A 13,268-nucleotide genomic window follows, 5' to 3' on the forward strand; every position below is an offset into this window, starting at 1 on the left:
TTTATAACCTAAACATAAAAAGTTTAACACTTGTTCGTAACTTATTTAGAAAAGCATCTAAACTACAGTTAGAAGATTGTATTACAAGGACTTTTTATGAACACTTCTCAGGATTTCTCTAAGCAGGCGATCGATGCTTTTATTAAAATTGTCATCGTCGGCATTTTGCTCTATCTGTGTTTTCAAATATTAAAACCCTTTATATTGTTGGTGGTGTGGGGCGCTATTATTGCTACTGCGCTCTTTCCTCTGGTTAAGGGTATTGAAACCAAGGTGGGGCTATCACAAGGCAAATCAAGTTGGTTGTTGTCACTTATTGGGGTGGCGCTGCTTATCTTGCCATCGTATTTAATTGGGGACAGTCTATTTAGCAGTGCTGGCGATGTGTATGAGCAAGTACAAAGTGGCACACTGCAATTAAAACCGCCGTCAGAAAGTATTCAGGGTTGGCCTATCATCGGTGAGCAGTTATATGCCACTTTACTGGGTTTTTCTGCCAATCTAAGCAAAGCCCTCATTCAACATTCAGAGCATGTAAAAGACATTCTTGGTACTGTGATTTCGACCGTTGGTAGTGTTGGAGGCAGCGTTTTACAATTTACCATCTCTTTGCTGATTGCTGGCGTGTTCATGGCGAATGCGCAGGCTTGCGAAAAGTCATTTCAACAAATATCTGTGCGCCTTGCCGGTGAGTATGGCTCGCAGTTCACACAAATATCGGTGGCGACTGTGCGCAGCGTAGTACAAGGCGTGATTGGTGTTGCCATTACTCAATCACTAATGGCCGGGGTCGGGCTCTATTTTGCTGATATTCCTTTTGCGGGGCTATGGATGTTAGCGGTGCTGATTGTTGCCATTATTCAACTGCCGCCTATTTTAGCGCTAATTCCTGCGCTGTTTTTCGCCTGGACGACCGACACCACCCTAGTAGCAGGAATCTTTACCGTATGGTGCGTGTTAGTCAGTGCCAGTGACGCGATATTAAAACCTATGCTGATGGGGCGAGGGACAGATATTCCCATGCTGGTCATATTGTTAGGCGCCATCGGTGGTATGGCAATGTCGGGCATTGTGGGCTTGTTTGTTGGCGCAGTGGTTCTTGCTGTGACACATCGCTTGTTTGTGGCTTGGTTGGCTCAATCTGAGGTTGAGGTTGAGCAAGACGATAAGGCGCAACTGCAAAAAGAGAAACAGTAATGGCTAAAATGACAGAGCGCGATAATTTTCTATATTTGCTGGTTGCGTTAATCGTTTTACTTGGCGGGTGCGCCATCATGGAGCAGTTTTTTGGCACAGGCCAAAGCGTGATTTTACTGGGGCTGTTGTTTTGCATGTCAGCTTCTATTTTTGGTATTGAAAGCCAAAAAATAAAAACGCGTGGCTGGCTTGGCTTTTTGATTGTATTGGTGATGTTGTCCTCATTAGCCTCAATTTTTGATGCAGCCAATCTTTCCATAGTATCGCTTGTCGCACTGATTATGTTTATTGGTCAATACCTAAAACACGCTACCTTATTGGTTTTAAAAGCGTCCAATATCGATAGAAATCAAATTGTGGGTTCTATCTGCATTTATTTAATGATGGGGCTGTGGTTTACCTTTGTACAATTGTTGCTGTTAGAGCTATTGGGGGGAGGCTTTAATGGCATCGAATATGGGCCATGGCTGGATAATCTGTCCAAAATGATCTATTTCAGCTTCATTACCATGACGTCCGTCGGCTATGGAGCAATTTCTCCTAGTGAGCCACTCACAAGATTTGTTGCATATTTTCAAGCAATTGCGGGAGTATTTTATTTGGCAATACTGGTTTCGAGCTTAGTCAGTGCGGGACTGTCCCAGAAAAGTAGCGCAAGTGATGAATGATATTTAATAAATAGTAAGCAAAGGATAGGTAGGGTCATTGGCTATCAATGACCCTATTTAATACGTTTACTGCACTTGCAGTTCGGTCACTTTAATTTCTGAATTTATGTCACCTAGTGTGGCAAACATAGAGTCTCCAGAGATCATTAAGCTCAAATCGTTAGTGCGTTGTAATCCTGCCACCAATTCTGTAATAGGGGCAAAATCAAATTGCGTTACACTGACTTTAATGTCGCGCAATGCAGATTGATTTTTTGCAAACCAAACATCAGATTTATTTTCATTGAAAGTATAGATGTGTGTCTGTTTAGACTTACGCGCCACTTTTTTCACGCGATCGGCTGATGGTTCACCCACTTCAATCCACGTCAATATATCGCCAATATCAGACAACTCCCAAATATCTGGCTCTTCTTGATCGGACAGACCTTTAGTGAAAGACAGGTTAGGAGTGGCATTGAGACAAAAGGCTAAAATACGAACCAGCATTCTAACTTCATTTTCTGAAGGATGCTTAGCGACAGTGAGGTTGATGTCTTCAAATCGATTGCGATTGGTGTCCGCAATGTTTACACGAAACTTAAAAATAGTGGGTTTGAGCGCCAAAGTGGGAATTCCAGAGAGTAGGAGATAGGCGGTGATTATATAGGTAACGGCAGCTAAAAGTAAGCCAGCATGGAACTGGCTTACTTAGCGCAGTTTATACAGCGCGAATTTGCTCTGCTTGTGGGCCTTTTTGACCTGTAGTAACAACAAATTCTACTTTTTGGCCTTCAGCAAGAGTACGGAAACCGTCGCCTTGGATAGCTGAGAAGTGAGCGAATACGTCTGGACCGTTTTCTTGTTGAATAAAACCAAAACCTTTAGTTTCGTTGAACCATTTTACGGTACCAGTAACTGTGTTAGACATTGTCAGTTTTCCTTTACATTTTAACTAAATTTGGCCTGTTGCGACCATTCTAAGAGCTTGAAAATAGATTGCATTGACCGCTGATGAATACGGCGGTGACAAGTCTCCAACAGTACTTACAACATCAAAAACAAAACTTTTCCTGCTTGATTCAGTGTATAGAGCAGAGTAGATAAGTCAATGAAATCACAGGTAGTTACAAGGGTACAATTTGTAAAATTGTTAGGCGTATTCAACTTTTTATACATGACACTTAAACTTGCCCGTTTTGCAACGCAGTCGTCATCTTTTGCTTGTTGAGTTAGTCTGCTCCTCTGTACAATGTGGCAAAACGAGTAGAGGAATTGATTATGCAAGCAACAGTATCTTGGGTTGAAGATTTCAAATTTATTGGTGAGTCTCAATCGGGTCACTCAGTGGTGTTGGATGGCAGTGGCGGTAAAACAGCGCCAAGCCCAATGGAAATGGTGTTAATTGCTGCTGGTGGTTGTAGCTCTGTCGATGTTGTGGATGGATTAAAAAGTGCAGGGCAGAAGGTGACTGGCTGTGTGGCGAAATTGTCTAGTACTCGTCGCGAGGTAGCGCCAAAATACTTTACCCAAATTAATATTCACTTTGAAGTTTCTGGTGAAGCGCTGGATCCTGCCATTGTGGCGAAAGTGGCGCAAGACTCGCTAGAAAAATATTGTTCAGTATGTTTGATGCTGGATAAGGGCGTGCAAATGACGCACTCTTGGGAAATTGTATAACGCTATTTATTAATTAAGTCGCTATAATCGAAGAAAAAGCCCCGTTCATCGCTGAACGGGGCTTTGTTGGTTTAATCGCTAGCCAAAGCGTTGTTTATTTTGCAGCAGCCTCATCGGTCTGATTTTGATTGTCTGGGCGCTCATCTTCATGATTTTTGTAATAGTATTCCCAGATCTCATATTTTTCGCTGTTAGAGAGCTCACAATAGGTAACACGGTTATTGTTCTCTGTCGCACGCTCAATCTCGTGATTTTGTTGTACACAATACATAGATGCTTTACTGGTAATTGGATCCCAGTCCTTTACCGTGTATTCGTCATCTTTGTTTGCACAGCCTGCAAGCAACACAGTAGCTGTCATCACAGATAATAGGAGGATTTTCTTCATTACTATTGGCTCCAAAGAACTAAATGATTTTATCTTGTTTGATTTAGTGTACGAGATATCCCAATTAATTCAATAGTTAACCAAGTACAACATGTTAAAATAACCCCAATTATTCTTTTGAAAACTAACGTAATGCGCCATTTAACAACCCGAGTACATCCCAGCTTATCTCAACTTGACCAACATACCATCATTCAAAGACAGGCAACCCGAGCGATAGCTTTACGTGGTGAACAAATACTGCTGATGTATACCGAGCGCTATCATGACTACTCATTGCCAGGTGGTGGTCTTGATGAAGGAGAGGATGTTATTGAAGGCTTAGTGCGTGAATTACAAGAAGAAACGGGCGCGCGAAATATTCGCAATATTGCGCCGTTTGGCGTATTTGAAGAGTTTCGTCCGTGGTATAAAGACGATGCGGATGTGATGCACATGCATTCGTATTGTTATACCTGCCAAGTGGATCCAATTTTAGGCACGCCTAACTTTGAAGAGTACGAGATAAATAATGGTATGCAGGCATTATGGGTTAACATTTATGATGCAATTAAGCACAACGAACACACGATTGCCACCAGTGACAAAAAAGGCTTAAGCATTGAACGAGAAACCTTTTTGCTGCACTTAATCGCTCAAGAATGTTTGTGATTTTTTTGTTCAATCAACTCTTTTAACTCGCTGATTTCATTGTGTAAGGTAGCAATATCTTGCTTTAATTCTTGGCGCTCTTTTTGTTCTTGGCGGTTCTCTTGTTGTTCGCCTTCTAGCATAAACCAGTTTGCCACTAAGCCAGTAAAGGTGCCAAATAAGCCAACCCCTGCGGTCATCAATACCGTAGCCACCATGCGGCCAAATGTCGTCACAGGATAATAGTCACCATAACCAACAGTTGTGATGGTGACAAAAGCCCACCACAGCGCATCGCTGGCATTTTGAATGTTGGAATTAGGTAAGCCTCTTTCAAATTGCAAAATCCCAATCGCGCCAAAAATAACCAGTAGCACAGAAACGCTAGCGACAATAGTGAAGGTGCCTTTACGACGGTTATGAAATAGGAAATTAAGAATGACTTTGGTTGAACGTATCGCTCTTAAGATCCTAAAGAAGCGAATCAAATGGATAAATCGGCCGTAGCGTAAGGTATCGACCATAGGTATGCTCGAAAGCAGATCAATCCATCCCCATTTCATAAATGCCAGCTTATTTGGCGCGCGATAGAAGCGTTGGAAAAAATCGACTAGGAAAATCCCACACACAAAGGTATCCACTATGGTCAGTAAATCTAGAATATCATCGGCGAGGTCAAAGGCATTTTCTACAAATAACACTAATAACACATAGATAGACAGAACCAGAGTTAAAAACTGGATGGGGCCCAACTCTCGTTTCGCTTCTTGTAATTTAGGATTCATAATTTACGTTAATTAGTGATCATCGAGGTGCTATTGGTAAGAGCCATTAATAGCGAGGTTGATGTAGGGGATATTTTCTTGCAAGCAATATATCCCAATCGATAAGGGAATTATAGTGCCTAGGCTAGGTTTAGTATTTAGAGTGCGATCACAGAGTAAAACAGACAAATAAATGACTTGTTTAGTGACGGTGTGACTTTTTAAATTGATGATAAATTTAGAGGGATTATGCGATAAATAACAGTAACACTATGAAAAATAGTGACTATTACAAGGAGCGCTAATGTTAAAAACTTGTATGTTCTGTTGTTTGCGTATAGTTTGTATCTCTTGTTTTAATTTTCAGTGAGATGTTGATTTTGGATATTGCCACTTTATGGGTCTTCATTCCTACTTTCTTATTTGTATCCATTACCCCTGGTATGTGCATGACATTAGCACTGGGTTTAGGCATGAGTATTGGCTATAAGCGAACGTTGTGGATGATGCTCGGTGAGGTGCTTGGTGTTGCTGTGGTGGCGATCAGCGCCGTATTGGGTATTGCGGCGATTATGATAAAGATGCCAGCCTTGTTTATGGGCTTTAAAATCGTTGGCGCGGCCTATTTAAGTTATCTCGGCATCCAAATGTGGCGTTCCAAAGGCAAAATGGCGCTCTCTGAGCAAAACCTTGCTTCTTCGGGTGCCAGTAACTACGGCTTAGTGGCGCAAGGCTTTATTACTGCTATTGCCAATCCAAAAGGCTGGGCGTTTATGATTTCGTTATTGCCACCTTTTATCAGCCCTAAGTTTGCGGTTGCCCCTCAACTGGTGATTTTGGTCGGCATTATTATGTTGTCAGAGTTTTTTTGCATGAGCATTTATGCCTCAGGAGGCAAGGGGCTTAGAATGATGTTGGCAAACAGTGACAACGTAAAATTGATGAACCGCATTGCGGGCAGTTTAATGATTGGAGTAGGCATTTGGTTATTTTTAACTTAATTCAAACCCTAAGCGGTATTGCTCAACAAATGTGTGCTTATCCTCCTGCATCGCATAATAAAATATGCTAATTTAATGGCTATACCAGTAGCGAATATCAATTATAGTTATTAATAGATCGTCAATAGCGGCGCATTCTAAGCGGTTATAGCGATCCATTGGTCACTAGGATTGGTTTAAATTAATGTGGAAATAAAGATGTCTTCTTCAGATTTTACAGGTAGTAGTGCTGCCTATGCTCGCAAAGAGTCCGGCTATCGTGATAAAGCACTGAAACTTTATCCTTGGGTGTGTGGTAATTGCGCTCGTGAATTTGTTTATTCGAACTTGCGCGAATTAACCGTTCATCACAAAGATCACGACCATACCAATAACCCAGAAGATGGAAGTAACTGGGAACTGCTTTGTTTGTATTGTCATGATCATGAGCACTCAAAATATACCGATCATGAACGTTATGGCGTCGATCCTGTGGCTCGCGCTGATGATCATCAAGTGGCGACTCATAACCCGTTTGCTGACTTAGCAAAAATGATGAAAAAATAGCGCTATAGATGGAATAAGAAAATGGATTCAATAAAAAACGGCCATGTGTGATGCACATGGCCGTTTTTCTATCAATTCTAGTGAGTCTCTTACTATCTATATAAGTATTACAACTCGTCGACGTAATTTCTCAGCTCTTGTTTGATTTCATCACTGGCAAAGCTTTGGTCTACGCTGTTTAAATAGATAGACACATAGTCTTTTTGTGAAAGATAAAACTGTTCACACACTTTTTGCACTTCTTGAGTCATGGTGGTATTGGATACTGTTCTGTTATCCGTATTAATAGTGACTGCCAGACCTTGCTTATAAAAGCGCTTAGCAGGGTGTGACTCAATATCTTGTACCGCTTTGGTTTGCACATTACTGCTAGGACAAGTCTCCAAGCCCACATTGCCATTGCGTACGGCTTTAAAACCACCTGAATGATCAATGATATGGATGCCATGTCCAATGCGTTCTGCTTTTAAAAGCTCAACCGCATCTTGTACATTTTGCCCATTACCTTGTTCGCCGGCATGTATGGTGACGTGAAACCCTTTTTTACGTGCATACTTGGCTTCTTTTACAAAGTCATGGCAAAAACCTGCCGCTTCAGCACCTGCAAGATCAAACGCAACAACGCCTTTAGTTAAGTATTTAGCACCTTCATCGATAACCAGCTGAATGTCGTCTTTTGGCATGGTGCGTAGAATACACAGGATGTAGTTACCACGAATATCATAATCAAGCTCTGCACGTTTCATACCTTTCACGACAGATGAAATGATTTGCTTAACGGTTAACCCTTTTGCTGTATGCAATAGGGGAGCAAATCTCAGTTCAAGGTATTTAACGTTTTCTTTGGCCGCATCTTCAAACACTTCATATGAGATTCGTTCAAGTGCTTTTTCAGTTTGCATCACTTGTAGAGGCAGCTCAAAGCGAGTCAGATACTCTTTTAGATCAACACACGTTTCCGGTGCAATCATCAAGTTTCGGATCACCTCGACGTCTTGGCTAGGTAATTCGATGTTTTGACCTTCTGCTAGGTCAATGATCGTTTCTGGTCGAACACTGCCGTCTAAATGGCAATGTAGGTCAATTTTTGGCAGAGAGCAAAAATCCATAAGTCGTCACCTTTATTAAGAGACAGGAATAAATAAAGACAATGAATTCATAATCAAAGGTTATTGGCCTTTGGTAGAGACTCCCACACCGTATCAGAGGGATTATATGAAGCTCGATTGCGAGCTGATTTTAGCAACACAAACGCCTTGTTACAAACTGTAAAGAGTAGGAAAAATGGGAATTTATTATGAATCAATTACTTATTTGTAGTTTTGTATGACAACTACCCAAAGAGGGGTATATTTGGTCGAAATTGATCTAGATCAATTTTGCAATGCCGTTCCTACATACAATCGCGCAAGTTTTGTAAATTTTAAAGCCTAAAGGAATCCGCTATGAGCAAGATGAAGCTAGTTATCATCGGGAACGGCATGGTTGGACATCGTTATATTGAAGATCTGGTAGAAAAAACAGATGTTTCAAATATGGATATTACCGTGTTCTGTGAAGAGCCCCGTATTGCCTATGATCGAGTCCACCTTTCTTCGTATTTTTCTCACCATACCGCTGAAGAGCTTTCTCTTGTTAAAGAAGGTTTTTATGAAAAACACGGCATTAACGTTTTAATAGGTGAACGTGCCATTAATGTTAACCGTGAAAACCGTATTGTACATTCTAGTACAGGTCGTGAAATTGCCTATGACAAATTGGTGATGGCAACCGGTTCTTACCCATTTGTACCGCCTATCAAAGGTAACGAAAGCAAAGACTGCTTTGTTTATCGCACTATCGAAGATTTAAAATCCATTGAAGCAACAGCCAAAAACAGCACAGTAGGTGTGGTTGTCGGTGGTGGTTTGCTTGGGCTTGAAGCGGCAGGTGCACTGCGCGCATTGGGCGTGGAAACTCACGTGGTTGAATTTGCGCCAAAACTGATGGCTGAACAACTTGACCAAGCCGGTGGCAATCAACTGCGCCAGAAGATTGAGCGTATGGGCGTGAATGTTCACACCAGCAAAAATACCCTTGAAATTGCCCCTGACGGTAAAGAGTTGCGTAACGTTATGCGTTTTGCAGACGGCAGTGAACTTGAAACTGACTTTATTGTGTTCTCAGCGGGTATTCGTCCGCAAGACAAACTGGCGCGTCAAATGGCGTTAGATATCGCGCCTCGTGGCGGTATTGCGATCAACAACCATTGCCAAACTTCAGATGACAATATCTATGCTATCGGTGAATGTGCGTCGTGGAATCAACATTTCTACGGGCTAGTTGCGCCGGGTTACAAAATGGCAACCGTAGCGGTGGATCATATTATCGGCAATGAAAGCCAGTTTGAAGGCGCTGACATGAGTGCGAAATTGAAGCTGCTTGGTGTAAAAGTAGGTTCAATTGGTGACGCAAATGGTCGTACTCCTGGTTGTAAGAGCTTTGTTTATCAAAATGAAGAGCTAGAAGTCTACAAGCGTTTGATAGTTTCTGAAGATGGCAAGAAACTGCTTGGCGCCGTTATGGTCGGTGATACCTCTGACTATGGCGATTTGTTGCAGCTGATGCTTAATGAAATTGAGCTTCCAGAACACCCAGATGCCTTGATTCTTCCTGCACACGCAGGCGCAGAAAAACCGACTCTTGGGGCAGACGCTCTGCCAGAAAGTGCGGTAATTTGTTCTTGTTTTGATGTGACTAAAGGCCAAATCGCAAAAGCGGTAGCCGATGGTCATCATACAGTGGCAGATATTAAAGCTGTGACTAACGCGGGCACAGGTTGTGGCGGCTGTATTCCTCTTGTGACGTCGGTACTTAATGCTGAGCTTGCTAAAGCGGGCGTGGAAGTGAAAAGCGATGTTTGTGAGCACTTTGCGTATTCGCGACAAGAGCTATTCCACCTTATTCGCATTGAAGAGATCAAAACCTTTGATGAGCTATTAGAGAAGTACGGTAAAGGTTATGGCTGTGAAGTGTGTAAACCTTTAGTGGGCTCTATCTTAGCGTCTTGTTGGGGCGAGCATATTCTTAAGCCGCAACTGGTTAAGCTGCACGATACCAACGATAACTTCCTCGGTAACATCCAAAAAGACGGTACTTACTCTGTTATCCCGCGTATGGCCGGTGGTGAAGTGACTCCGCAAGCCTTGGCGGCCCTAGCAAATGTGGCGGCTGAATACGACTTATACACCAAAGTGACTGGCGCACAGCGCATTGGTTTATTTGGCGCGCAAAAAGACGATCTTCCGGCTATTTGGCGCAAGCTGATTGAAGCGGGCTTTGAAACAGGCCAAGCGTACGCGAAAGCGCTGCGTATGGCGAAAACCTGTGTTGGCTCTACTTGGTGTCGTTACGGCGTGCAAGATTCAGTGGGCCTTGGCTCTATGATTGAGAATCGCTATAAGGGCATTCGTACGCCACATAAGATGAAGTTTGGCGTATCGGGTTGTACTCGTGAATGTGCCGAAGCACAAGGTAAAGATTTAGGCATTATTGCCACTGATGCGGGCTGGAATATGTACGTATGTGGTAATGGCGGCATGAAACCTCGTCATGCTGATTTACTGGCAACCGACCTTGATCAAGAAACCCTGATCAAATACATCGACCGCTTCATGATGTTCTACATTCGCACAGCTGCGCCACTGCAACGCACGTCAGTGTGGCTTGAAAATCTAGAAGGTGGCGTTGACTACTTACGTGACGTGATTGTGGAAGACAAGCTTAACATCAATGCTCAGCTTGAAGCTGATGTGGCAAAACTTGTTGAAGAATATCGTTGTGAGTGGACTGACGCTATCAATGATGAGCTACAACTGACTCGTTTCTCGCACTTTATTAACTCAGATCTTCGTGATGATAACGTTGTCTTTGTCGATGCACGTGAGCAACACCGTCCTGCGACTTTCACGGAAAAACATCCTGAAGCCAAAGGCGACATCTTTCACGAAGCGATTATTGATTAATAAAGGGAGTCCACAATGAGTTACCAATCGATCTGTAATATCGACGACATTGTACCGGGAACAGGCGTTTGCGCGTTAGTTGATGGTCAACAAGTTGCGGTATTTAGACCTTCACATGAAGAGAAGGTGTTTGCTATTTCAAATACTGACCCTTTTGCTCAATCAAATGTGCTTTCTCGCGGATTAATCGTAGAGCACAAAGAAGAGCTTTGGGTAGCAAGTCCGTTAAAGAAACAACGCTTTAACTTAAGCACTGGCGCATGCATGGAAGATGAGCGTTTTAACGTTCGCGCTTTCAAAGCACGCGTAATTAAAGGTGCGGTTGAAATTTCTGCATAAGAGATTTAATAGCGAAAAGGTTCCTCGTCTTGTCTTTTTCAAGGTAAGAGCAGGGAGCCTTTGACTATTCAATTTTAACTTTTATATGGATAGCAAAATGAATGATTTAAAACCTGCAGAATTTGTGCAAACGATGGTGGATGTTGGTGAAGCCAAGGTAAAAACCAGCGCAAGGGATCTAATTCTTCGTGGCATTATGGCGGGCATTATCTTGTCTATCGCCGTTGTGGTTGCCATTACCGCAATTGTACAAACTGGCGTTGGTGTAGTGGGCGCACTGGTCTTCCCTGTGGGTTTCTGTATTTTAAGCTTGATGGGCTACGATTTGGTTACGGGCGCTTTTGGTTTAGCACCATTGGCTAAATTTGATAATCGTAAAGGCGTAACTTGGGGCAAAATATTACGTTGCTGGGGGCTTGTCGGTTTTGGTAACCTTATTGGTTCACTGATTGTGGCTTACCTAATTGCAGTATCGCTTACTGCCAACTTTTCTATCGAACCTAATGCGGTCGCACAAAAATTTATCGCCGCTTCTACAGCGCGTACCGTTGGTTTTGAAAACATGGGTGTAGATGGGTGGATCACCTGTTTTGTACGCGGTATTTTCTGTAACTTAATGGTGTGTCTTGGAGTTATTGGCAACATGACGGCACGTACTGTGGCAGGTAAAGTGGTCGCCATGTGGTTACCTATCTTTATCTTCTTTGCCTTAGTATTTGAGCATACTGTTGTAAACATGTTCCTATTCCCACTAGGGATGATGCTAGGTGCTGATTTTGGCATTGCAACTTGGCTGAACTTTAACCTTATTCCTACCATTTTAGGTAACATTGTGGGTGGTTTATTCTTCACCTGTGTACCGCTTTACCTTACTCACATTAAAACAGCGCCAGCAATTGAAGCGCAACAAGAGAAAGCAGTAAAAGCAACGGCTTAAGTTCAAAACGACCTTATCGTGTCAGGCGGTAAGGTCATTATTTATAACAAGTGATCGGCTCTTTTTTGAGGTCACTTCTTATAAATAATATTTGTGAGCTTTACGATGACATGTAAACCAACCTCAATAAATCCAATGGGATTTGTCTCTCTGGTCGGCGCTGGCCCCGGTGACCCAGATCTATTAACGGTAAAAGCCCTACGTTTAATTCAACAAGCCGATGTGGTTGTTTACGACCGTTTGGTGTCAGAAGAGATCATGGCGCTGGTTAACGTCGATGCTCGTCGTATTTACGTGGGCAAACAGCTTAATCATCACTGTGTGCCACAAGATCAAATCAACCAAGTATTAGTTGAGCACGCTAAGCAAAATAAGCATGTGGTGCGTCTAAAGGGCGGCGATCCCTTCATTTTTGGGCGTGGCGGAGAAGAATTAGAGAAGTTAGCGCAAGAACAGATCCCATTTGAAGTGGTGCCTGGCATTACGGCTGCTGCTGGATGCACGGCTTATGCGGGGATCCCTCTGACTCATCGCGATCATGCACAAAGTGTGCATTTTATAACAGGTCACTTAAAAAAAGAGGGTATGGATATTGACTGGGCAAGTCTATCCAAAGGCAATACCACCTTAGTGTTTTACATGGGACTTAAAGAGAGCGCTAATATTCAGCACAAACTGATCAATGCAGGTCTTTCTGAGCGCACTTGCGTTGCCATTATTGAGCGTGGCACAACAGCGCAACAGCGAGTACTGACTGGACAATTAAGTGAGTTGTCCAGTATTGCTGAGCAGGCGATTAGCCCATCTTTAATTGTGGTGGGTAGTGTAACTAGTTTGCATTCTCAACTAGGTTGGTTTAACGGATCATAGATAAAGTAAAAGGGATCACTTTATCTATGATTTGGTGAATTAAAGCTCTTCTTATACTAGCTTGTCGCATAGAGTTAATTAGGTTTATTGTTTTTAGGTTAATTAACGTCAGCCACCTTATTTTATGTCATTAAATCATGCATATAAAATCGCTTTTTGTTACGTTATTTTCAGCTTTAGTTGTGAACTAAGTAGGGTTTTTGGGGTTTTATGGTATAAAAACACCGAAAACTATCCATTGTTACTATAACAAGTTGTAATATAA

General features: G+C 42.5%; 15 protein-coding genes and 1 riboswitch. Of the genes, 10 read left to right on the top strand and 5 right to left on the bottom strand.

Going from position 1 to position 13,268, the window contains the following annotated elements; all coding sequences use genetic code 11:
- Nucleotides 1-96 precede the first annotated feature (96 nt).
- Both OCU38_RS15275 and OCU38_RS15280 read left to right on the top strand, forming a co-directional pair.
- On the top strand, nucleotides 97-1,197 hold the full coding sequence (locus OCU38_RS15275) for an AI-2E family transporter (RefSeq protein ID WP_261824372.1): 1,101 nt from the start codon (nucleotides 97-99) through the stop codon (nucleotides 1,195-1,197).
- The gene (locus OCU38_RS15280) at nucleotides 1,197-1,865 is read left to right on the top strand and encodes a potassium channel family protein (protein ID WP_261824373.1); all 669 of its coding nucleotides are present in this window, start codon (nucleotides 1,197-1,199) and stop codon (nucleotides 1,863-1,865) included. The genes OCU38_RS15275 and OCU38_RS15280 overlap by 1 nt, the downstream gene beginning before the upstream one ends.
- A gap of 66 nt (nucleotides 1,866-1,931) precedes the next feature.
- Here the strand turns inward: OCU38_RS15280 and OCU38_RS15285 are convergent, their stop codons facing one another.
- Entirely contained in the window at nucleotides 1,932-2,471 is a 540-nt protein-coding gene (locus tag OCU38_RS15285) for a YaeQ family protein (protein ID WP_261824374.1), read from the bottom strand.
- A 94-nt stretch (nucleotides 2,472-2,565) separates the two neighbouring features.
- Nucleotides 2,566-2,775: a cold-shock protein gene (locus tag OCU38_RS15290; RefSeq protein ID WP_017029576.1), complete on the bottom strand. Its 210-nt coding sequence runs from the start codon at nucleotides 2,773-2,775 to the stop codon at nucleotides 2,566-2,568.
- A 350-nt stretch (nucleotides 2,776-3,125) separates the two neighbouring features.
- Between OCU38_RS15290 and OCU38_RS15295 the strand changes: the two genes are divergently transcribed.
- Complete coding sequence (locus tag OCU38_RS15295) at nucleotides 3,126-3,524, top strand: OsmC family protein (protein WP_261824375.1); 399 nt, start codon at nucleotides 3,126-3,128, stop codon at nucleotides 3,522-3,524.
- Between the two features lie 94 nt (nucleotides 3,525-3,618).
- Here OCU38_RS15295 and OCU38_RS15300 read toward each other — a convergent pair whose 3' ends face one another.
- Complete coding sequence (locus OCU38_RS15300) at nucleotides 3,619-3,912, bottom strand: putative hemolysin (RefSeq protein ID WP_261824376.1); 294 nt, start codon at nucleotides 3,910-3,912, stop codon at nucleotides 3,619-3,621.
- Between the two features lie 132 nt (nucleotides 3,913-4,044).
- Here OCU38_RS15300 and OCU38_RS15305 point away from each other — a divergent pair, with 132 nt between their 5' ends.
- Nucleotides 4,045-4,563, top strand: coding sequence for an NUDIX hydrolase (locus tag OCU38_RS15305; RefSeq protein WP_261824377.1), 519 nt, complete (start codon nucleotides 4,045-4,047; stop codon nucleotides 4,561-4,563).
- On the opposite strand, the gene OCU38_RS15310 is transcribed toward OCU38_RS15305, so the two are convergent.
- On the bottom strand, nucleotides 4,548-5,327 hold the full coding sequence (locus OCU38_RS15310; RefSeq protein ID WP_261824378.1) for an ion transporter: 780 nt from the start codon (nucleotides 5,325-5,327) through the stop codon (nucleotides 4,548-4,550). The genes OCU38_RS15305 and OCU38_RS15310 overlap by 16 nt on opposite strands.
- A 359-nt stretch (nucleotides 5,328-5,686) precedes the next feature.
- Between OCU38_RS15310 and OCU38_RS15315 the strand changes: the two genes are divergently transcribed.
- Together OCU38_RS15315 and OCU38_RS15320 are read left to right on the top strand one after the other, a co-directional pair.
- Nucleotides 5,687-6,307, top strand: coding sequence for a LysE family translocator (locus OCU38_RS15315; protein WP_261824379.1), 621 nt, complete (start codon nucleotides 5,687-5,689; stop codon nucleotides 6,305-6,307).
- Nucleotides 6,308-6,505: 198 nt separating this feature from the next.
- Nucleotides 6,506-6,853 (top strand): YajD family HNH nuclease, encoded by a 348-nt coding sequence (locus tag OCU38_RS15320; RefSeq protein ID WP_023405707.1) that lies wholly within the window; start codon nucleotides 6,506-6,508, stop codon nucleotides 6,851-6,853.
- A 107-nt stretch (nucleotides 6,854-6,960) separates the two neighbouring features.
- On the opposite strand, the gene add is transcribed toward OCU38_RS15320, so the two are convergent.
- Nucleotides 6,961-7,962, bottom strand: coding sequence for an adenosine deaminase (add, locus tag OCU38_RS15325; RefSeq protein WP_152820733.1), 1,002 nt, complete (start codon nucleotides 7,960-7,962; stop codon nucleotides 6,961-6,963).
- A 30-nt stretch (nucleotides 7,963-7,992) separates the two neighbouring features.
- A riboswitch (purine riboswitch) is annotated at nucleotides 7,993-8,092 on the bottom strand.
- A gap of 206 nt (nucleotides 8,093-8,298) precedes the next feature.
- Here add and nirB point away from each other — a divergent pair.
- The 4 genes from nirB (at nucleotide 8,299) to cobA (ending at nucleotide 13,003) form a co-directional block, all read left to right on the top strand.
- Nucleotides 8,299-10,857, top strand: a complete 2,559-nt coding sequence (gene nirB, locus OCU38_RS15330) for a nitrite reductase large subunit NirB (protein ID WP_261824380.1) — start codon at nucleotides 8,299-8,301, stop codon at nucleotides 10,855-10,857.
- Between the two features lie 15 nt (nucleotides 10,858-10,872).
- On the top strand, nucleotides 10,873-11,196 hold the full coding sequence (gene nirD, locus OCU38_RS15335) for a nitrite reductase small subunit NirD (protein ID WP_261824381.1): 324 nt from the start codon (nucleotides 10,873-10,875) through the stop codon (nucleotides 11,194-11,196).
- A 97-nt stretch (nucleotides 11,197-11,293) separates the two neighbouring features.
- Nucleotides 11,294-12,133, top strand: a complete 840-nt coding sequence (locus OCU38_RS15340) for a formate/nitrite transporter family protein (RefSeq protein ID WP_152820739.1) — start codon at nucleotides 11,294-11,296, stop codon at nucleotides 12,131-12,133.
- A 105-nt stretch (nucleotides 12,134-12,238) separates the two neighbouring features.
- Nucleotides 12,239-13,003 (top strand): uroporphyrinogen-III C-methyltransferase, encoded by a 765-nt coding sequence (gene cobA, locus OCU38_RS15345; protein ID WP_261824382.1) that lies wholly within the window; start codon nucleotides 12,239-12,241, stop codon nucleotides 13,001-13,003.
- Nucleotides 13,004-13,268 lie beyond the last annotated feature (265 nt).

The sequence above is a fragment of the Vibrio neonatus genome (assembly GCF_024346975.1).
Lineage (GTDB): Bacteria > Pseudomonadota > Gammaproteobacteria > Enterobacterales > Vibrionaceae > Vibrio > Vibrio neonatus.

Coding starts and splice junctions, on each gene's coding strand:
- OCU38_RS15275 (WP_261824372.1), top strand. CDS start 97: ATGAACACTTCTCAGGATTTCTCTAAGCAGGCGATCGATGCTTTTATT.
- OCU38_RS15280 (WP_261824373.1), top strand. CDS start 1,197: ATGGCTAAAATGACAGAGCGCGATAATTTTCTATATTTGCTGGTTGCG.
- OCU38_RS15290 (WP_017029576.1), bottom strand. CDS start 2,775: ATGTCTAACACAGTTACTGGTACCGTAAAATGGTTCAACGAAACTAAA.
- OCU38_RS15295 (WP_261824375.1), top strand. CDS start 3,126: ATGCAAGCAACAGTATCTTGGGTTGAAGATTTCAAATTTATTGGTGAG.
- OCU38_RS15300 (WP_261824376.1), bottom strand. CDS start 3,912: ATGAAGAAAATCCTCCTATTATCTGTGATGACAGCTACTGTGTTGCTT.
- OCU38_RS15305 (WP_261824377.1), top strand. CDS start 4,045: ATGCGCCATTTAACAACCCGAGTACATCCCAGCTTATCTCAACTTGAC.
- OCU38_RS15310 (WP_261824378.1), bottom strand. CDS start 5,327: ATGAATCCTAAATTACAAGAAGCGAAACGAGAGTTGGGCCCCATCCAG.
- OCU38_RS15320 (WP_023405707.1), top strand. CDS start 6,506: ATGTCTTCTTCAGATTTTACAGGTAGTAGTGCTGCCTATGCTCGCAAA.
- add (WP_152820733.1), bottom strand. CDS start 7,962: ATGGATTTTTGCTCTCTGCCAAAAATTGACCTACATTGCCATTTAGAC.
- nirB (WP_261824380.1), top strand. CDS start 8,299: ATGAGCAAGATGAAGCTAGTTATCATCGGGAACGGCATGGTTGGACAT.
- nirD (WP_261824381.1), top strand. CDS start 10,873: ATGAGTTACCAATCGATCTGTAATATCGACGACATTGTACCGGGAACA.
- OCU38_RS15340 (WP_152820739.1), top strand. CDS start 11,294: ATGAATGATTTAAAACCTGCAGAATTTGTGCAAACGATGGTGGATGTT.
- cobA (WP_261824382.1), top strand. CDS start 12,239: ATGACATGTAAACCAACCTCAATAAATCCAATGGGATTTGTCTCTCTG.